This window comes from Micromonospora sp. NPDC005197 (genome assembly GCF_040608295.1).
GTDB lineage: Bacteria > Actinomycetota > Actinomycetes > Mycobacteriales > Micromonosporaceae > Micromonospora.
Genome location: NZ_JBEXHY010000016.1, coordinates 1 through 18291 on the forward strand (window position 1 = coordinate 1; position 18291 = coordinate 18291).

General features: G+C 72.2%; 18 protein-coding genes and 1 pseudogene. 6 read left to right on the plus strand and 13 right to left on the minus strand.

The features are described from left to right. The 5 genes and pseudogenes from ABZU46_RS08625 to ABZU46_RS08645 form a co-directional block, all read right to left on the minus strand. Window positions 1-107, minus strand: a 107-nt coding sequence (locus ABZU46_RS08625; RefSeq protein WP_354855896.1) for an ATP-binding cassette domain-containing protein, incomplete at its 3' end; no start/stop codon positions are given. 56 nt (window positions 108-163) lie between these two features. Then, window positions 164-1363 (minus strand): annotated as a pseudogene (locus ABZU46_RS08630) (pectate lyase); the annotation flags it as partial. A 329-nt stretch (window positions 1364-1692) separates the two neighbouring features. Then, complete coding sequence (locus tag ABZU46_RS08635) at window positions 1693-3489, minus strand: glycoside hydrolase family 15 protein (protein WP_354855825.1); 1797 nt, start codon at window positions 3487-3489, stop codon at window positions 1693-1695. 42 nt (window positions 3490-3531) lie between these two features. Then, a complete protein-coding gene (locus ABZU46_RS08640) occupies window positions 3532-3924 on the minus strand; it encodes a cupin domain-containing protein (RefSeq protein WP_354855826.1) in 393 nt (130 codons plus the stop codon). 242 nt (window positions 3925-4166) lie between these two features. Next, window positions 4167-5060, minus strand: coding sequence for a sulfotransferase domain-containing protein (locus ABZU46_RS08645; protein WP_354855827.1), 894 nt, complete (start codon window positions 5058-5060; stop codon window positions 4167-4169). Window positions 5061-5151: 91 nt separating this feature from the next. Between ABZU46_RS08645 and ABZU46_RS08650 the strand changes: the two genes are divergently transcribed. Next, window positions 5152-6222, plus strand: coding sequence for a hypothetical protein (locus ABZU46_RS08650; protein WP_354855828.1), 1071 nt, complete (start codon window positions 5152-5154; stop codon window positions 6220-6222). 39 nt (window positions 6223-6261) lie between these two features. Here ABZU46_RS08650 and ABZU46_RS08655 read toward each other — a convergent pair whose 3' ends face one another. Continuing rightward, complete coding sequence (locus ABZU46_RS08655) at window positions 6262-6543, minus strand: adhesin (RefSeq protein WP_354855829.1); 282 nt, start codon at window positions 6541-6543, stop codon at window positions 6262-6264. Between the two features lie 195 nt (window positions 6544-6738). Next, window positions 6739-7812, minus strand: a complete 1074-nt coding sequence (locus ABZU46_RS08660; protein WP_354855830.1) for an NAD(P)-binding domain-containing protein — start codon at window positions 7810-7812, stop codon at window positions 6739-6741. 109 nt (window positions 7813-7921) lie between these two features. Here ABZU46_RS08660 and ABZU46_RS08665 point away from each other — a divergent pair, with 109 nt between their 5' ends. Next, window positions 7922-8653, plus strand: coding sequence for an aquaporin (locus ABZU46_RS08665; RefSeq protein WP_354855831.1), 732 nt, complete (start codon window positions 7922-7924; stop codon window positions 8651-8653). Window positions 8654-8704: 51 nt separating this feature from the next. Beyond that, a complete protein-coding gene (dacB, locus tag ABZU46_RS08670) occupies window positions 8705-10288 on the plus strand; it encodes a D-alanyl-D-alanine carboxypeptidase/D-alanyl-D-alanine-endopeptidase (RefSeq protein WP_354855832.1) in 1584 nt (527 codons plus the stop codon). Between the two features lie 35 nt (window positions 10289-10323). On the opposite strand, the gene ABZU46_RS08675 is transcribed toward dacB, so the two are convergent. The 3 genes from ABZU46_RS08675 to ABZU46_RS08685 form a co-directional block, all read right to left on the minus strand. After that, complete coding sequence (locus tag ABZU46_RS08675) at window positions 10324-10653, minus strand: hypothetical protein (RefSeq protein ID WP_354855833.1); 330 nt, start codon at window positions 10651-10653, stop codon at window positions 10324-10326. Window positions 10654-10752: 99 nt separating this feature from the next. Then, complete coding sequence (locus tag ABZU46_RS08680; RefSeq protein WP_354855834.1) at window positions 10753-11718, minus strand: hypothetical protein; 966 nt, start codon at window positions 11716-11718, stop codon at window positions 10753-10755. A 189-nt stretch (window positions 11719-11907) separates the two neighbouring features. Further along, entirely contained in the window at window positions 11908-12501 is a 594-nt protein-coding gene (locus ABZU46_RS08685) for a pentapeptide repeat-containing protein (RefSeq protein ID WP_354855835.1), read from the minus strand. 94 nt (window positions 12502-12595) lie between these two features. Between ABZU46_RS08685 and ABZU46_RS08690 the strand changes: the two genes are divergently transcribed. Continuing rightward, window positions 12596-13828 (plus strand): serine hydrolase domain-containing protein, encoded by a 1233-nt coding sequence (locus ABZU46_RS08690; RefSeq protein WP_354855836.1) that lies wholly within the window; start codon window positions 12596-12598, stop codon window positions 13826-13828. A gap of 40 nt (window positions 13829-13868) precedes the next feature. On the opposite strand, the gene ABZU46_RS08695 is transcribed toward ABZU46_RS08690, so the two are convergent. Further along, window positions 13869-14915 (minus strand): hypothetical protein, encoded by a 1047-nt coding sequence (locus tag ABZU46_RS08695; protein ID WP_354855837.1) that lies wholly within the window; start codon window positions 14913-14915, stop codon window positions 13869-13871. A 134-nt stretch (window positions 14916-15049) separates the two neighbouring features. Between ABZU46_RS08695 and ABZU46_RS08700 the strand changes: the two genes are divergently transcribed. Further along, window positions 15050-15691, plus strand: a complete 642-nt coding sequence (locus ABZU46_RS08700) for an NAD(P)H-binding protein (protein ID WP_354855838.1) — start codon at window positions 15050-15052, stop codon at window positions 15689-15691. A gap of 224 nt (window positions 15692-15915) precedes the next feature. Here ABZU46_RS08700 and ABZU46_RS08705 read toward each other — a convergent pair whose 3' ends face one another. Beyond that, complete coding sequence (locus tag ABZU46_RS08705; RefSeq protein WP_354855839.1) at window positions 15916-16380, minus strand: PPOX class F420-dependent oxidoreductase; 465 nt, start codon at window positions 16378-16380, stop codon at window positions 15916-15918. Window positions 16381-16476: 96 nt separating this feature from the next. Beyond that, complete coding sequence (locus ABZU46_RS08710) at window positions 16477-17115, minus strand: hypothetical protein (RefSeq protein WP_354855840.1); 639 nt, start codon at window positions 17113-17115, stop codon at window positions 16477-16479. Window positions 17116-17420: 305 nt separating this feature from the next. On the opposite strand from ABZU46_RS08710, the gene ABZU46_RS08715 reads away from it, so the two are divergent. Continuing rightward, a complete protein-coding gene (locus tag ABZU46_RS08715; RefSeq protein WP_354855841.1) occupies window positions 17421-18209 on the plus strand; it encodes a D-Ala-D-Ala carboxypeptidase family metallohydrolase in 789 nt (262 codons plus the stop codon). Window positions 18210-18291 lie beyond the last annotated feature (82 nt).

The following is an 18291-nucleotide window of genomic DNA, read 5'->3' on the forward strand; positions in this document are numbered from 1 at the left end:
CCCCAGCTCACCTCGCCGGCGTCGGGGGCGAGCACACCCAGGATGATCCGCATGGTGGTGGTCTTGCCGGCGCCGTTGGCGCCGACGAAGCCGGTGTGTAGAAGCAGTTGACGCCGTCGGCGCCCTCGCCGATCTTGGTCGGCTCGCTGCCCTTGGGTACGCCCTTGTACTTGACGCAGATCGAGGTCTCCCGGTCCGTGTCGCCGACGATGGTGATCCGGCTGAACCGGGCGGTGTCGCCCCAGTTGGTGTTGATGCCGGCGATCGCGTCGGTGTCCCGGACGACCACGTTGTCGATCACGACGTGCCGCTGGTACGACGTGGAGCAGTTGCCGCAGGCCCGGTAGAGCTTCCCGGCGTTCTCCACCCGGAAGTTCTTGATGTAGACGGTGCCCGGGCCGTTGTGCTGGAAGACCTTGTCGCTGGCGGACCGGGCGCCACCGCCGTCGACGGTGTACGTGCTGCCGCCGCGGAAGGTCGCGGCGTCCTCGCCCACGTCCTCCCACCAGACGTTGACGAGGGTGCAGTCGCCCTCGCAGTGCACGCCGTCGCCGGCCGGCGCACCGATGATCACGTTACGCAGGGTGGCGCCTGCGGCCAGCTCGAACATCGGGTCCTGGCTCTCGCTCTGCCCGCCGTCGCCGATGCCGTAGTAGCGCTTGAGCCCGCCGTCGAAGGTGCCGGTGACTCCGATCGTCGCGTCCACCTTCTGGCTGCTGGTGGGCGTCGGCCAACCCGCGGGCGGTGGGGTGGTCGGGCCCGACGTGGTGGGCGGCGGCGTGCTCGGCGGTGCGGTGGTCGCCGGTGGCGTGGTCGGGGTGCCGCCGCCGGACGAGTCGACCACCACGTCGTCGAAGCCGCCGCTGGCGTACGCGGTGACCAGGCCGATCCGGCCCGCGCTGGCCAGGCTGTTGCTGCCGGAGGCGATCTGGGTGCCGTTGACGAAGCCGCGGATGGTGCTGCCGCTCGCCTCGATGCGCAGGGTGTACCAGGTGCCGGCGGCGACGCCGAGCGACGCGGAGCCGATCGCGGTGATGCTGCTGCCGTTGACGGCCTGCAACTCGGCCCGGCCGGAGCCGAGCAGGGCCAGTCGGTACATCTTGGTGCTGCTGGTGGACCGGGCGGCCAGGCCGACCAGGGCGCTGGACGAGCCGAAGCTCGCCGGCCGGACGCGGGCCTGTACGGAGTAGTCGGTCCAGCTGGTCTGACCGGCGAACTGCCGGGCCAGCTCGCTGCCGGCGTTCGACTGGTTGAGCACGCCCGAGCCGTCGACCGCCCAGGTGCCGCCGGATTTGGACCAGCCGGAGGCGTCGCCGTCGTTGAAGGTGTCGGTGAAGATGGTGGCCGCGAAGGCCGAGGTCATGCCGACGGTGAGCGCCGCCGCCGTCACGCCGGCGCCCACCGCCAGCACCAGTGGTCGTCGGCCGGGGTGTCGTCTCTTGTGCACGGTTGTCCTCCTTGACGCGTGTGGTGGCGATCCCTGGATCTGGCCGCGCGGGGACGTGCCGGCACGGCGCGCTGCCTCGAAAGCGGGGATCGGTGTGCCCGTCGGATGCCCGGCTCCGACAGCGGGGTGAAGCGGGATGAAAGCCGTGGGAAAGGGCTTTCCCGTCTCTTCGAGGCTAGGACTGCGCACGCATCAGCGTCAATGGCTGGCGCTTGCAGGTCTGTTGCAGGATTCCGGCGGGCCGATCAGAAGCTGTTCGGCTCGGTCAGCCGCCAGGCCGCGTTGATGAGCCCGATGTGGGACAGCGCCTGCGGCGTGTTGCCGAGCTGCGCACCTGTGGTCAGGTCGATCTGCTCGCTGAACAGACCCACGTCGTTGGCGTGACCCACCACGCGCTCGAACAGCTCCTCGGCCCGACGCGTCTCACCCGCCATCACCAGGCACTCCACCAGCCAGAACGAGCACAGCAGGAACCCGGCCGGGTCGGTCGTCCACCGCCGGAGCAGCCCGTCGTCGGTGCCCAGCTCCCGCTCCACAATCGTGATGGTCGACCGCATCCGGGGATCGGTCGCCGGCAGGAAGTACGCCATCGGCAGAGTGAGCACCGAGGCGTCCAGCTCCGGCGACCCGAACGCACCGGTGAACGCCCCGATCCGGTCGTTCCAGCCCTCGCGCAGCACCGCCGCGCGGATCTCGTCCCGGACGCCGGCCCAGCGCCGTGGGTCGGCCCGTTCACCGAGCCGGTCGGCGAGCCCCACTGCCCGATCCATGGCCAGCCAGCAGGAGACCTTTGAGGAGAGGTAGTGCCGCTCCTCGTCCCGGGTCTCCCACATCCCCCGGTCCGGCAGGTGCCACGTCGCGGCCACCTGCTCGGTCAGCCCGAGCACCATCTCCCGCAGCTCCTCCTCGAAGGGGGCGCCGAGGTAGTCGCGCAGCCTCCACACCGCCGACAGCACCTCACCCGGTACGTCGAGCTGCCGCTGCCGCCAGGCGTCGTTGCCGACCCGCACCGGGCGGCTGTCGCGGTATCCGCGCAGGTGATCGCAGTGGTGCTCGGAGAGGTCACGTTCGCCCTCCAACCCGAAGAGGACCGGAACCGGTTCGTCGCCGAACCGGCCGATCGACCGGGCCGCCCAGGCGAACAACCGCGACGCCTCGTCCGGGCAGGCCGCCACCCAGAGCGCGCGCATGGTCAGTGAGAAGTCCCGCAACCAGGAGTAGCGGTAGTCGTAGTTGCGGTCGCCGCCGATCTGCTCCGGCAACGAGCTGGTCAGCGCCGCGGCCACCGCGCCGCTGCGGGCGTACGTCAGACCGGTCAGCACTATCGCGCTGTGCCGGACCAGCTCGGGGTACCGGCCGTCGTACCGGTGCGTCTCCCGGTACGCCTCCCACGCCCGCGTCGTCTCGGCGAGGGCGACCAGCGGGTCCATCCGGGGCGGCGGGGCTCCGTACGCCTCTCCGAAGGCCACGTCCATCCCGATCACCTGACCGGCGGAGACCTCGAACTCCTCGGTGACCCGGTCCCGGCCCGCCCGCAGCGGCAGGTCGCCGGCGCGCAGCACCAGCACCACCGGGCCGGCGTCGGCCCGCACCCCGCCGCCCGGCTGCTCGTGCAGGTACGGGGTGAGCAGCCCATACTCCGGACGGGGCGCGAAGTCCAGCTCCATCCGGACCCGCCCGGACAGGCCCTCGACCACCCGGATGAGCACGGCTGGCGAGTTCATCCCCACATCGTGGGCGCGCGCGCCGGTCTCGGCGGCGAGCGCGTCGGTGACCGCCACGCTGCCCTGCGGCGTGTGGTGCACCCTGCGCAACACAAGCGTGTCCGGCCGGTACGAGCGCTCCACCCGAAAGCCGGGGCCACCGGCGCCGACCGGCGCCAACCGGAAGTGCCCGGCGCGCGGGTCGAGCAGCCGCCCGAAGACCGAGGCGCCGTCGAACCGGTGCGGGCACCACCAGTCGATCGAGCCGTCGATCCCCACCAGCGCGCCGGAACGGGAGTCCGAGAGGAACCCGTAGTCGGAGATCGCCGGCTGCGTCACCCGCCGCGCGTACCCGGATCGGCCCGGTTCAGGCCGCCGCCGTCACGACGTCGGCGGCTCGTCCTCGCCGGCTGCCTCGGCCTTGTCGGCCTCCTCCTTGGTGTGGTGCACGGCCTGGTCGGCGTGCTCCGGAGGGCCGTAGACGGTGTAGAGCACCAGCGGGTTCGGGCCGGTGTTGACGAAGTTGTGCTTCGTCCCGGACGGCACGACGACCAGGTCGCCCGCGACGACCTCCCGCTTCGCACCGGCGACCCGGGCCTCGCCCGTCCCGCTGACGAAGGTCAGGATCTGGTCGATCCCCTCGTGCACCTCCTCGCCGATCTCCCCGCCCGGCGGAATGGTCATGATCACCAGCTGGGTGTGCTCGCCGGTCCACAGCACCCGCCGGAAGTCCGGGCTCTTCTCGGCGACGGTCGCGATCGTGAAATGCTCCATGGCCCGCTCATACCCCGTTCGGTCGCGCGTCACGCCGGGACTGGCAGATGGTGAAATCCCCCACGGTCGGCAGGTTTGGATCCGCCCCGACCGGGGATCGACAACGCTGACCGGCGCGAGCGGCCGGTCGAGCCAGGTCCCCGCTGGCGTACCGCCGAACGGCTGCGGTGGTGGGAGACGGCCAGAGCGCGGCGACGTTCCGACCACGGTCGAGGCGGCGCCGCGCGCTCGTCTGCGCACCCTCAGGCGTCGCGGTGCAGCCAGGCGAGCAGGTCGGGCGGGGCCAGGGCCCTCGCCCGTTCCTCGTAGCGGGCCAGACCGGCCGCGTCCAGCAGGCTGCGCCCCTGCCCCGAGCCACCCTGGCGGAAGAACGCCCGGCGGTCCCGCAGCACCCCCAGCATGTCCGGGGCGAGCTGGTCAGCGCGTTCCCGCATCCGGCCGAACGTGGCCGCCTCGACCAGCGCCGGCCAGCGCTCGGCGGACACCGCGACCCCCCACCGGTCGGCCAGCCGGCGCATCTGGGCACCCAGGTCGGCCTGGAGGTCGTCGTAGTGCACCAGCAGAACGTTCGGCTCGTGTCGGCGGGCCCAGGCGTCGCTCAGGTGCCAGAGAACCCCGGGCAGCGAGTCCAGCTCGGCGCGCGGGTCCACCTCGTGGTCGACCCAGCTCGGCAACCACTGCCGCACCGACGGGCGGGCCCGGGGCGGTCCCGCCGGCACGGGCTGGCCGGTCAGCTCGGCCATCCGGACCCGGTTCAGGTTGGCGGACTGGTGATAGAGGGACACCGCCATGTCCAGCGGATGCCGCGCCACCACCACGTAGTGCACCCGAGGGTCGAGCGGCACCCCGTCCAGCGGGGTGTGCGTCTTGATGAACCGGCGGTGCGGTTGGGAGGCCAGCCGCTGGTACACCGCGTCGCGCGGCTCGCCCAGCCAGTCCAGCCAGGGCGACAGCTCGGGCAGCGGCGCCGGCAGCTCCGCGGTGCCGAGCACCAGCAGCGCGCAGATCATCTGCATCCAGGTGGTGCCGCTCTTGGACCGGGTGCTGATCACGATGTCGCCGTCGCGGAACGGGAACCCGACCCAGCGGGCGCTGTCCTCGTCCACGGAGCGGTAACGGTGGGGTGACGCGGACATCGGGCGAGCTTAGTCGCCGAAGCGACAGCCAGGCAGCAGATTTTCGGCCCGGATCGTGTGGACGCATGCGAATGCCTGACTAGATTGAAGTATGGTGCCCGCCCACGGGGGCCGGGCGGCGGAACCGGTCTACCGCCCCATCCTCGCCAGCCGCCGACGCGGTGAGCTGGAAGCGTTGAACCACCTCGACCCCGCGGTCGCCCCGCTGCTCGCCCCGATCCTGGAGGTCAGCGCCGTCGACCGCTCCACCACTGACGCGCTGCGCCGCCTGCCGTCCGGCCTGCTGCCGGCCGTCGACGTCACCGCCCTGCCCGACTCGGCCGACACGGAGCTGGCCCGGTGGGGCGTACCGCTGATGCCGGTCATCGGGCTCGCGGAGAGTGACCGCCGGCTGGTCGCGCACGGCACGGCGGCCCGGGCGTACGCGCGGCGGGCGCTGGTCCGGCTGCGCGCCGCGCAGGACCGGGCGGGCCCGGACGCGGACACGACCGCCGTCGAGCGGATCTGGCGGCTCACCGGCCTCGCGCCGGAAGAGTGCGACCTGCTGGTGGACGCGGGCGACGTCTGCTGCCCGGCGGACGTGCGGGTGGCCGAGCCGCGGGTACGCCGGCTGCTGGACTGGGCCCGCCGCCACGCCTGGCGCTCGGCGACGGTGGCAGCCGGCGGTATGCCGCCGACGCTGTCCCGGCTGCCCACCGACGAGCCGGTCCGGCTGGAGCGCTGGGACTGGCAGCTCTGGCAGCGGCTGGCCGACGTCGGGGTGGACTACGGCGACTACGGCGTCGGTCCGGCGCGCTCCGACCCCGGCGACCCCGGCGACCGGACGCCCACCGTGCGGTACACCGCCGACGACGGCTGGTGGGTCTACCGCTGGTCGCGCCGTGGCGGCCGGGGCGACGACCGCTTCGCCGACCTGTGCCGCACGCTGGTGGCGGCGCCGCACTGGTCGAGCGCCGGAGCGGCGTTCTCCTGGGGCGACCACGAGTTGCTGCGCCGCGCCCGTCGGGGCGCCGGCGCCGGGTCGATCGCCAACTGGACGGCGTGGAGCACGTCGCACCACCTGGCGCACGTGCTCGCCACGTTGGTGCGACCGGACGACGCCGCAGGGCCCGGGCGGAACCCTCGGCCGGGCCCGCCGCAGCGAGGGCGATCGCTGCGGTGAGAACCGCCGTGAACGTGCTACCGCAGCCCGGTTTACCTGCTACTGCCGCTCGGTGAAACCGAACTGGATGATTCCCTCGTCGTCGACGGTGGCGTCCACCGAGGCGTCGCCGAGCAGCTCGGCGGCGTCCGGATCGAGGAAGATCCGGGCGCCCTGGTTGTCGACGACGTGGTCGCCCTGCTCCGGCTCGGGCACCAGTTCCACGGTGAGCGATCCGGCGTCGGCGTCGGCGGCGATCCGCACACCACCGTCCTCGGCCACGTCCTGCTGGTTGGCGAGGTCACGGATGACGAGCACGGCGTTGTCGGTCATGGTGAGCATTGGCGGAACTCCTCGTGGATTCTCGGCTCGCGGTCGGTTGTCGCGCAGACCGGACAGTTGGCCCGCGTACGAGCACGCGTGGGAGGCGACGGGAGGGACGGACGGTCATCGCCGTCGCATCGAATCGGGGCAGCTGACGGGCCCCGTCCCTGCCCACGGTGCCCGCTGCCGGGCGATCCGTCAAATAGAGCCGGATCAGTCGAGCACGGGGGCGGGGGCGAGCAACGAGCGGATCTCGTTGACTGCCGCGCGGCCCGCCCGGTTGGCGCCGATGGTGCTCGCCGAGGGGCCGTAGCCGATCAGGTGGACCCGGTCGTCGGCGACCACGCGGGTGCCGTCCATGACGATTCCGCCGCCCGCAGCGCGCAGCCCGAGCGGTGCCAGGTGGTCCAGCGCGGCGCGGAAACCGGTGCACCACAGGATGATGTCGGCGGGGACGAAACGCCCGTCGGCCCAGGCCACCCCGTCGGGTGTGATGCGGTCGAAGACGGGTAGCCGATCGAGCACACCACGCTCGCGCAGCCGGCGGATCTCGGGGGTGACCGGCAGTCCGGTCACACCCACGACGCTGCCCGGCGGGCGTCCGGCCCGTACCGCCGCGTCCACCCGGGCCACGGCGGCCCGGCCCAGCTCCGGGCCGAACTCGCCGTCGCTGAACTGCGGTGGCCGGCGGGTCACCCAGGTCGTGCTGGCCGCGACGGTCGAGATCTCCGCGAGGAGCTGCACCGCGGAGGTGCCGCCTCCGACCACCACCACCCGGCGGCCGGTGAACTCCGCCGGCCCCTGGTAGTCGGCGGTGTGCAGCTGTCGCCCGCCGAACGACGAGCGACCCGGGTAGTACGGCCAGAAGGGCCTGGTCCACGTGCCGGTCGCGTTGATCAGGGCCCGCGCGGTCCACCTGTCGTGGCCGGCGTCGACGTCGAGTCGGCCGTCCGGGCGGGAACGCACGGCACGGATCCGCACCGGCCGGCGGACCGGCAGGTCGAAGGCCCGCTCGTACGCGGCGAAGTAGGCGCTGACCGCTTCGGCGGCCGGGCGCTGGGGGTCGGCGGGAGGGAAGGGCATCCCGGGCAGGTCGTGGAAGCCGTGCACACGCTCCAGGCGCAGGGTCGGCCAGCGGTGCCGCCAGGCCCCACCCGGGCCGTCGTCACCATCGAGGACGACGAAGCCGTCGCCGGGAGCGAAACCGGTGCGGCGCAGGTGGTGAGCGGCGCTCAGGCCCGCCTGACCGGCGCCGATCACCACGACGTCGACGGAGTGGGTGTTCACGCGTTGTGTAACGCGATGTCCGGCTGCGCTGTGCCCACCGCGGGTCGTCGCCCTGCTCACAGCGCCGATTCCCCCATCGGTTCGCCCGAATTGTCCATACGCTGAGTGAATGGATGATGCCCGTCGCGCCGCTGCCGAGTTCCTCGGCACCCTGCTGCTGGTCTTCTTCGGCGTGGGCGCGGCCGTCGCCGCCCGGGTCCAGGGCGGCGTGGTGGTCGTCGCGCTGGCCTTCGGGTTCGTCATGCTGGCCCTCGTCTACACGATCGGCCCGCTCTCCGGCAGTCACGTCAACCCGGCGGTGACGCTCGGCGTGCTGCTGTCCGGCAAGATCTCGGTGATCGGCGCGGTGGCCTACTGGATCGCCCAGTTCGCCGGCGCGACAGTGGCCGGCTTCCTGCTCTGGGCGCTGACCCGCTGGGGTGACGTGGCGGACCAGACCGGGGCGCTCGGCTCGAACGGGTACGGCGCGCACATCAACCGGGGCGGCGCGGCCGTGCTGGAGATCGTGCTGACCTTCCTCTTCGTGCTGGTCATCCTGGTCGTGACGAGCCGCAGCGAGAACCCGGGCGTCGCGGGGCTGGCCATCGGCCTGGCCCTGGCGGCGACCCAACTGGTCGGCGTGACGCTGACCGGCGCCGCGGTCAACCCGGCCCGCGCCTTCGGTCCGGCCGTCTTCGAGGGCGGCACCGCGCTGCGCCAGCTCTGGGTGTTCATCGTCTTCCCGCTGCTCGGCGGGGCGCTCGCCGCGCTGGTGGCGCCGCTGGTGATGGGCGCGCAGCGGCACTACTGGGGCGGGCACGACAGGTCGGTCGGCCGACCGGGTAAACGCGAGCGGCAATAACCTTCGGCCGAGGCTCTTCTCTGGCGATTATCTTCGTGACAGCATCGACGCATGCATCGTCGTCTCTTTCCGCGCGCTGTCGCGCTGCTCGCGCTGGCCGTCACCGCGGCCACCGTCGGCGCGTCCGGCGCCACCGCCGAGTCGCCCACCCCCGCGACGACCCGACTGCGCGCCACCATCGACACGATCCTCGCCGACAGTCGGCTGGCCGGCGCACAGACGTCAGTGGTCGTCGTCGACACCAGCACCGGGCAGACGCTCTACGACCGCAACGGCGACCGGCGGTTGGTCCCGGCCTCCAACACCAAGTTGCTGACCTCGACCGCCGCCCTGGAGCTGCTCGGCCCCGGGCACCACTTCAGCACCGACGTCCACACCACCGGCAAGCGCCGCGCCGGTCTGCTCTCCGGCAACCTGTACCTGCGCGGCGGCGGTGATCCGACAATGCTCGCGGCCGACTACGACGCCCTGGCCGCGCAGGTCGCCGCCGACGGCGTCCGGGTCGTGACCGGCAACCTGATCGCCGACGACACCCGCTACGACCGCACACGGCTGGGCCCCGACTGGACCTGGGACGACGAGCCCTACTACTACGCGGCGCAGGTCTCCGCGCTGACCGTCGCGCCGGACACCGACTACGACGCGGGCACCGTGATCGTGCACGCCGCGCCGGCCGACCGGGCCGGCGCCAGGCCGGTGGTCAGCACCACGCCGCCCACCGGCTACGTCCGCATCGACAACCGCGCCGAGACCGTCAGCGAGGGCGAGACCTCGATCTCCATCGAACGCGAACACGGCGGCAACACGATCGTGGTGACCGGTCAGATCGCCGTAGGCGACGAGCCCGCCAGCGACTGGGTGACCGTCTGGGAGCCCACCGGCTACGCGGCCGACGTCTTCCGGGCGGCGCTGCACCGGCACGGCGTACGGGTGCTCGGCCGGACGGTGCTCGGCCAGCCCACCCCGGAGACGGCCCACCCGGTGGCCCGACACGACTCGATGAGCCTCGGTGAGCTGATGACGCCGTTCCTCAAGCTCTCCAACAACGGGCACGCCGAGGTCCTGACCAAGGAGATCGGCCGGGTGCTCTCCGGTGCCGGCACCTGGTCCGCCGGTCTCACCGCGATCAGCGAGTACGTCGCCGACACCGGGATGGACACCGGAACGCTGCGCCAGCGCGACGGCTCGGGGCTGTCCCGGCGCAATCTGGTGCCGGCGGCGGAGTTCGTCGACCTCCTGGCAGCCGTCCGGGCCGAGCCCTGGTTTCCCACCTGGTACGCCGCGCTGCCCATCGCCGGGCAGCCGGAACGGTTCGTCGGCGGCACGCTGCGCAGCCGCATGGCCGGCACCCCGGCGGCGGGCAACGTGCACGCCAAGACCGGCAGCCTCACCGGCGTCTCCGGGCTGTCCGGATACGTCACGAGCGCGGACGGCCACCTGCTGGCGTTCTCCATCCTGCTGAACAACTACCTGACGGCGTCGGTCAAGCCGCTGGAGGACCAGATCGCCGTGGCGCTGGCCGGCCATCGGGACGACGGCGCGAGCGCGGCACGGGTCGCGCCGCCCGCGGTGCCGGAGACGCCGCGTACGCCGGAGGGCGTGGAATGCTCCTGGGTCAAGCCGATCACCTGCTGACCGAGGGCCGGGAACCGCCCGGCCTGACTGCGGGGTCAGGCCGGGCGGTTCGGTGTGGGGGGCACCGCCGCGGGGTCGCCGCGCTCGTCGAGCGCGGCGATCTCGGCGGCCCGCAATCCACGCAGCGCCAGCACCCGGGTGCCCCAACGGTGCAGCCGGCACGGGTGCGGGCTGGCGTCGTTGCGGCAGACCACCCCGCCGGACCAGCGCCGGGGCGCGTGCACCACCACCGCGCGCACCGCGAACTGGGCGTCCTCGCCCGTCACGTACGGCGGCAGGGGAATGTCGCGGAGCACCTCGCCGGGCAGCTCATCGGCGCCGGAGAAGACGGCGGGACGGAACCGGTGGGCGGTACTGCTGCTCATCTGCGCTGCCTCCACAGTGGAAGGTGAGACGGGGACAGCAGAAAGTTACGTCGCTGTCGACCGAGGGCGACGGACAAACTGTCCCGCCACGTGGACGGTTCAGCGCAGCGCGACGGCCTGGAGTCCGACGTTGCCGCAGTGCTCGGTGAAGACCTTCTCGACGGTCCAGGTCAGCACCAACCGGGCGTTCTTCGGCAGCTCGAAGCGGATGGTGAACTGGGCGCTCTGGCTGGTGTACGGATCCTCCAGGCGTACGGTGCTGACCGGCCCCCCGGTGGACAGCCGGGCGTCCAGCCGACCCCGTGCCATCCAGATCCCGGCGTAGAGCTGAACGGTGCGCGGCGCCCCGCTGCCGGCGACCGTCAGCGTGAACCCGTTGCCCACGCCACAGGTGTAGACGCCGTTGGAACTGCCGCGATCGGACCGCTCGGGTGCGCCGTCGGACCAGCGGACGACCTCCTGATTGCCGTCCCAGCCGACCCGGGTGCCCTTCCCACCACCGTCGACGATCTCCCCGGAGCCGGCGCGCTTGCGAACGGTCGAGTTGCCGCCGCGCAGCCCCCAGTGCATCCAGTCACGGGTGCCCACGGCGGTGAGGTCGACCTCGGCGGGCACCTCGGCGCGGCTCACCGACAGCGGCGACGCCCCCGGCTTCTTCGGCGGCGGGGCGGGCGCGCTCGTCGACGGTGGCGGCTCGGGCGAGGGCGGCCGCTCCCGGGGGCGCAGACCGGGCTGCGCCGGCCCGGCATCGGTGGCGTGCCCGTCGGCGGCCGGAAGGGCGGACGGTCGGGTGGCTCCGGCGGGCACGCCACCCGAGCCACCGACCGGACCATCGTCCGACTCCGGGCCGGACCGCGTGCCGACGTACGCGACGAGCAGCACGAGGCAGACCAGTGCGCCAAGCCCTTCCAGCGCCCAGAGCCGCCGCTGTCGGGCGCGGGCGAGCCGGCGCAGCGCCCGGTGGTTCAGCCCGAGGGCGACGCTCCGCGGCCGGTGCGACGGCGGTCGGCCGGTCGACTCGTCCCCGGCCCGCGAATCCGCCCGCGTACGGTCCTCGTCCGCCACCGACCCCTCCAGTCCGCCGCCCGGCCACCACCGCACGCGACGGGATCGACCGTCCACTGTGGGTCGCTTCACGTTTGCACGGGCGTGGTCGACACGCTAAATCGGGACAGGCTGGCGTGTCCAGTCCGGATCGGGACGGTATGGGACGGCCGGCGATCCCGCGATCGATCGACCGGGAGCGACCCCGCGTCAGCCGATCCGGAAGCCGAGCGCCTGCGCAATGACGAGGGCCTGCTCGGCGTCCACGATGGCGCCGGCCCGTTCGACCGACGTCGGATCCAACGCGGTGAGGTCGCTGCGCCGCAGGTCGGCGCCGCCGAGGCGGCAGTTGTGCAGCTGTGCCCCGGAGAGGTCGACGCCGGTCACCGTGGCGCCGGTCAGGTTGGCCCCGGTGAGGTCGGCCTCGCGCATCCGCACGCCGCTCAGCCAGGCGGCGCGCAGGTCCGCGCCGGGCAGCGCGACGAACGACCAGTCGCCGCCGTCGACCCGCAACGGACGAAGCTCGCACTGGACGAAGCTGCTCCCGACCAGCTTGCAGCCGGTGAACTCGGCCTCGAAGAAGTTGCAGCGCCGGAAGACACAGCGGGTGAACGCCGAGTCGAGGTGCCGGGACGCGTTGAACTGCACGTTGCCGAACGTGCAGCCGGTGAAGACCGCACCACGGGTGACCGCCTCGGTCAGGTCCACGTCGAAGAACTCGCACGCCACGAACTGGCGGTCGGTCAGCTCCTCGGCGTACCAGTCCTCGTGGCGGAAGGTCATGTCCTCGGTCAACTCCGGCATCCGGCCAGGCTAGTGCCGCCCACCGACGCCTCGGGACGGCCCGGTGGGGGCGGCCCCTTCCGGCGGGGGCGTACCGGCGAGTAGGTTCGGCGACGTGAGTGTGGCGCGGAGCAAGGACCCCGATCAGATCGGCTTCGACCCGGCGCGGCTGGCGCGGATCGACGAGCACTTCGGCGGGTACGTCGACGACGGCCGGCTGGCCGGCTGGCAGGTGGTGGTCACCCGGCGCGGCGAGGTGGCGCACTCCTCGACGTACGGCCTGCGAGATCGGGAGTCGGGCGCCCCGGTCGAAGCCGACACGCTCTGGCGGATCTACTCGATGACCAAGCCCGTCACCTCGGTCGCCGCCATGATGCTGTGGGAGGAGGGCCGCTTCGAGCTGACCGACGAGATCAGCCGCTGGCTGCCCGAGTTCGCCGACCTGCGGGTCTACTCGAAGGGCTCGGCGCTCAAGCCGTACACCGTGCCGGCGACCGAGCCGATCCGGGTCTGGCACCTACTCACCCACACCGCCGGCCTGACGTACGGCTTCATGCAGACCTCGGTGGTCGACGGGCTCTACCGGGCGGCCGGCTACGACCTGTACCCGCCGGCGGACGTCGACCTGGCCACCGCCTGCGCGGCCTTCGGCGAGCTGCCTCTGCTCTTCCAGCCCGGCACCGCCTGGGGTTACTCGGTCGCCACGGACGTGCTCGGCCGGCTGGTCGAGGTGGTCTCCGGGCAGAGCCTGGACGCCTTCTTCGCCGATCGGATCTTCGGCCCGCTGGGCATGACGGACACCCGCTGGTGGGTCGAGGGCGACGAGGCCGAGCGGCTGGCGGCGCTCTACGCACCGGATCCGCGTAGCGGGCGGGCGGTCCGCTACGACCGGCTCGGCACGCTCGCGCACCACAAGCCCGGCCTGCTCTCCGGCGGCGGTGGCCTGATCTCCAGCGCCGCCGACTACCACCGGTTCACCCAGATGCTGCTGCGCGGCGGCGAGCTGGACGGCGTACGCCTGCTCGGGCCGCGCACGGTGCGTTTCATGACCCGCAACCACCTGCCCGGCGGGCAGGATCTGGGCACCCTGTCCACCGGCGGCTTCGCCGAGACCACCCTCGACGGGATCGGCTTCGGCCTCGGCTTCGCGGTCGTCGAGGACCCGATCCCGAGCCGGGTGCCGAGCAGCGTCGGCGAGTACTACTGGGGCGGGGTCGCCAGCACGGCGTTCTGGGTGGACCCAGCCGAGGAGATCACCGCGCTGCTGTTCACCCAGCTCATGCCGTCGAGCACGTACCCGCTGCGCTCCCAGCTGCGCCAGCTCGTCTACGCCGCCCTGGTCGACTGACCGGTGCGGGCCCGTCGACACGGCGGGCCCGCACCGCGGCTCAGCCGAGCTGCTGCGCCTGGATCGCGCGGATCTTCGCCGGCCGGGTGGCGGAGAGGTTCGAGATCAGGTACGCCCGCACACTGCCGTCCGGGGACACCGCCCACAGATCAACCACGCCGTCGGCGTTCAGGTCGGCGGCGACGAGGCTGCTGATCGCGGCACCGGTGTTCCAGCCCGAGGCGAGCCGGTACTGGGTGTAGGCGAGCGCGCCGGTCCCGTCGCCGTTGTCGGTCATCGTCACGCCCTGCCACAGGTACAGGTCGCCGGTGGTGGCGTTGCGCAGCACCAGGGCCACGCCCGAAGCCAACTCGGTGCTGGCCAGGGTCCAGTTCTGCCAGTCGCTGCCGCCGGTCGGGGTGGTGGTGTTCAACGCCACCCTGAAGTAGAGGCCCGCCGCCCAGACGCTCGGGTAGTAGGCCAGTCGGTAGCCGTTCGTCGTGTCGCCGACGATCCCGAGCAGGTCGGGGATGTCGTCGCCGACGCCGTCCGCCACGTACCCGTTGACGAGCTGGATCGGGGCGTTGCCGTAGTCGTCGGCCAGGAATTCGCGCGCGAGACTGACCGAGGCGTTGTAGGGCTTGGCCATCGTGCCGTCGCCGACACCCTTGATGATGACGCCGCCACCGGCGTTGTCGCCACCCGGGTAGTAGGCCAGAAAGTCCTGGTTCGCGGTGCCGAAGAACCTGCCGGTGATCATCTGGGCGCCGTCGAAGTCGGCCGGCGATTCGTTGCCGGTGACGCCGTTGCCGTAGATGCCGATGTTCACCGCCGGGACCTTCACCCGGCCGGTGCCGACGCCGGTGGTCGCGTTGATCCGGCCCCGCGCCGCCCAGACGCCGGAGTCGAGGCCCGTCGTGGTGCCGCCGGCGGTCACCAGGTCCGGTACGCCGTCACCGTTGAGGTCCTTGTCGACCGGGCCGGTGACAGCGGTGGTCGGCGTGCTGATCGGTGCGGCCTGAGCCGGCAGGGCGGGGACGACGGCGAGCGCCAGGGCGGCAGGCATTGTCCAGGCGAGCAGCCGGCGACGGGCGGAGAGGTGCTTCATGGATTCCCCGTTCAGGTCAATGGATCTTGCTCGGCTCACCGTAGTCGATCCACGCCAGTCCGACGTTCCCCCGAACGCCCCGCGGGTTTCGTCATTACGGCATCGCCGGGGCGAGTCGGCCCTAGCCTGGGCTGGTGAGCACCATCGTCGTGTTTGGCGCGGGCGGCACCGCCGGGTCGCGGGTCACCGCCGAGGCGGCCGACCGTGGGCACCGGGTGATCGCCGCGGTCCGCCGCCCGGAGGCCACCTCGTACCTGCCGGCGGGGGTGCGGACGGTCACCGGCGACGCCACCAGCGAGCGCAGTGTCCGGGATCTGGCCCCGGAGGCGGACGCGCTGGTGGTGGCGATCGGCGGCGGCGAGCGCGGGCTGTGGCGCAGCGCCGCCGAGAACCTGGTGACCACCCTGCGGTCGATGCCGGCCGCACCGCGGATCATCCACCTGGGCGGCGGGTCCACCCTGCTCACGCCCCGTGGCACCCGCATCCTCGACGAGCCGGACTTCCCGGAGCAGTATCGGGACGCGGCGCTGGGCCAGGCCGACGCCCTGGACTACTACCGCACCGCCGCCGACGGGGTGAGCTGGACCTACGTCTCACCGCCGCCGCTGGAATTCCACCCCGGCGAGCGCACCGGGCATTACCGCACCGGCACCGACCAGCCGGTCACCGACGACCAGGGCCGGTCGGTGCTCACCTACGAGGACCTGGCGGTCGCGATCGTCGACGAGATCGAGCAGCCCCGGTACGTCAACGCGCGGTTCACCGCCGCGTACTGACGATTGCCGCAACCGACTGTCGAGCCGCCGAACCGACCTCCCCTCGCCCCCTGTAGAGCTGCCCCAGATATGGGGCACGACGGACGCGCCGCCGTCGTCGCCCGCCCCATATTCGGGGCAGCTCTACAGCACGCCAACCCATCCGGCGGGTGCGGGCGCGCTCAGGGGTTCGAGCGCCGCCGGGCCTGGGGTGGCGGTCACCGCCGCATACTGAGTAGGCGCGGTCAGTCGGCGAGGCGGGCCGGGAAGCCGCCGGTGGCGATGGGGCCCCAGGCGTCGATGGTGACCCGGATCAGCGACTTGCCCTGGCGCACCATGGCCGCCCGGTAGTCGTCCCAGTCCGGGTGCTCGCCGGAGATGCTGCGGAAGTACTCGACCAACGGCTCCAGCGCCTCGGGCAGGTCCAGCACCTCAGCGGTGCCGTCGAGCTGCACCCAGGGGCCGTTCCAGTCGTCGGACAGCACACAGGCCGAGACCCGGGGGTCACGACGGATGTTGGTCACCTTCGCCCGCTCGGGGTAGGTGGACACGACGAGCCGGCCCTGGCCGTCGATGCCGGCGGAGACCGGGGAGGACTGCGGGCGGCCGTCGGCCCGGGTGGTCATCAGCACGACACGGTGCCGAGGCCGGAGGAAGTCGAGCAGGGTGTCCCGGTCGACCCGGGTGTTCTTCGCGATGCTGGGCGCCATCACTCGTTCCTACCAGGGTGGCCACCGACCAGCGGCGGCAGGTCGGCCGGGCGGCAGGGCGGCAGGTCGGCAGGTCGGCAGGTCGGCCGCGGCCGATCAGCGGGGGCCGGCAGCGGCGCGGGGCACCGCCTGGGTGGGCACGCGGGGCCGGCCGGCCGGGCGCCAGGCCCGGCCGTTGGCATAGATCACCCGAAAGCCGAGGTACGACGCCAGCGGTGCCCAGTGCGCGGAGCCCATCCGCAGTTCGGCGGCATTGTGCCGCTGCCCGTTCGCCAGCACGTCGAGCAGGACGGTTTCGAAGGCGGCCGATTCGACCCAGTCGACGTCCCGGGTGAAACCGCAGATCAGGGCGGCCCCGGTGACCTCCAGGAACTCGCGCAACACCGCGTCCGACGCGCGTAGGACCGAACAGCTGCCGAAATAGAGCCGGCGTCCCTCGCAGCGGCCGGCCATCAACTCGGCCACCTCGTTCAGCTCCACCGACTGCCAGTCGGTGAGGCAGAGCCGGCTCGGCTCGCCGTGCATGGCGAAGAAGCCGACGCGGTGGTCGGCGTACTGCTTGAGCAGCCAGCGGTCCAGGAAGTAGAACAGCTCGTCGCGGGTGGCCGCGTCCTTGTGGATGAAGCGGATCTTGCCCAGCCGCTCCAGCAGTTCGAGGGTGGGCAGCACGGAACCGCGTTCGTTGAGGTCGCGGTGCCACTGACCCTCGACACAGAAGACGCCACCGCGTGCCACGTGCACCTCCGCCAGTCCGTCGCCCGGGACTGACGTTACCGGCCCCCGACGGGCGAAGAACATCACCCTGGGTGTGGCCGAATGCGACGTTCGGTGTGGTTCTTGCGCCGCCGGGTCGATCAGGGGGAAACGGCTGTTTCGCAAATCAGTCGAATTCACAGCCGACGCCCAGAAACAACGAATCGTGAGGACAATTCCCGTTAATCGCCGCGTAGCGCACGGATCAGTGCGAGGGTGGAAATCACGGGACGTCCCGGTCGATGTCCCGAAGCAACCCCATTCGCTCTCCTATCGGGAGGACTTCTGTGCGCGTAAACACCTTGAAGCGAGTTGCTGTCGCTTTCGCCCTGGCACTGCCCGGGGCAGCGATCGCATCGGTGGTCGCCGCGCCGGCAGCGTACGCGGACGGCTGCTACACGTGGAACCGCAACCTGTACCAGGGGCGCTCCGGCGACGACGTCCGTCAGCTGCAGATCCGGGTCGCCGGCTGGGCCGGCTACCGGGACATCGTGGAGAACGACGGTCGCTACGGACCGAAGACCGCCGCCGCGGTCAAGCGGTTCCAGCAGGCATACGGGCTACGCGCCGACGGCATCGCGGGGCCGCAGACCTACGCCAAGCTGTACCAGCTCCAGGACGACGACTGCACACCCGCGCACTTCACCTACAACGAGTTGGACAACGGCTGCGGCGGCAGCGGGTGGAGCGGCGGTCCGCTGTCGGCGGACCAGACGAAGCAGAACGCGCTGCGCACCATGTGGAAATTGGAGGCGCTGCGCAAGAGCCTCGGCGACAAGCCGCTGAACGTGTCGAGCGGATTCCGCAGCCGCGCCTGCAACAACCAGGTCGGTGGCGCGTCGGACAGCCAGCACCTGTACGGCAACGCCGCCGACGTCACCTCGCGGACGTCCTCGCTCTGCCGCGTGGCCAAGAGCGCCCGTGACAACGGCTTCAGCGGGATCTACGGACCGGGCTACCCCGACCACGACGACCACGTGCACGTCGACTCGCGGCGCGAAAACAGCAGCGACCGCAGCTCGAACACGACGAGCTGGTCCGCGCCGGACTGCGGCGTCGGCGCCGGTAACGACTGAACGAGCCGGCCGGTGTGACGTCGGCCCGGCGCGGGTGGGGAATCTCCGCGTCGGGCCGACGTCGTGTCGCCCCGGACAGGGC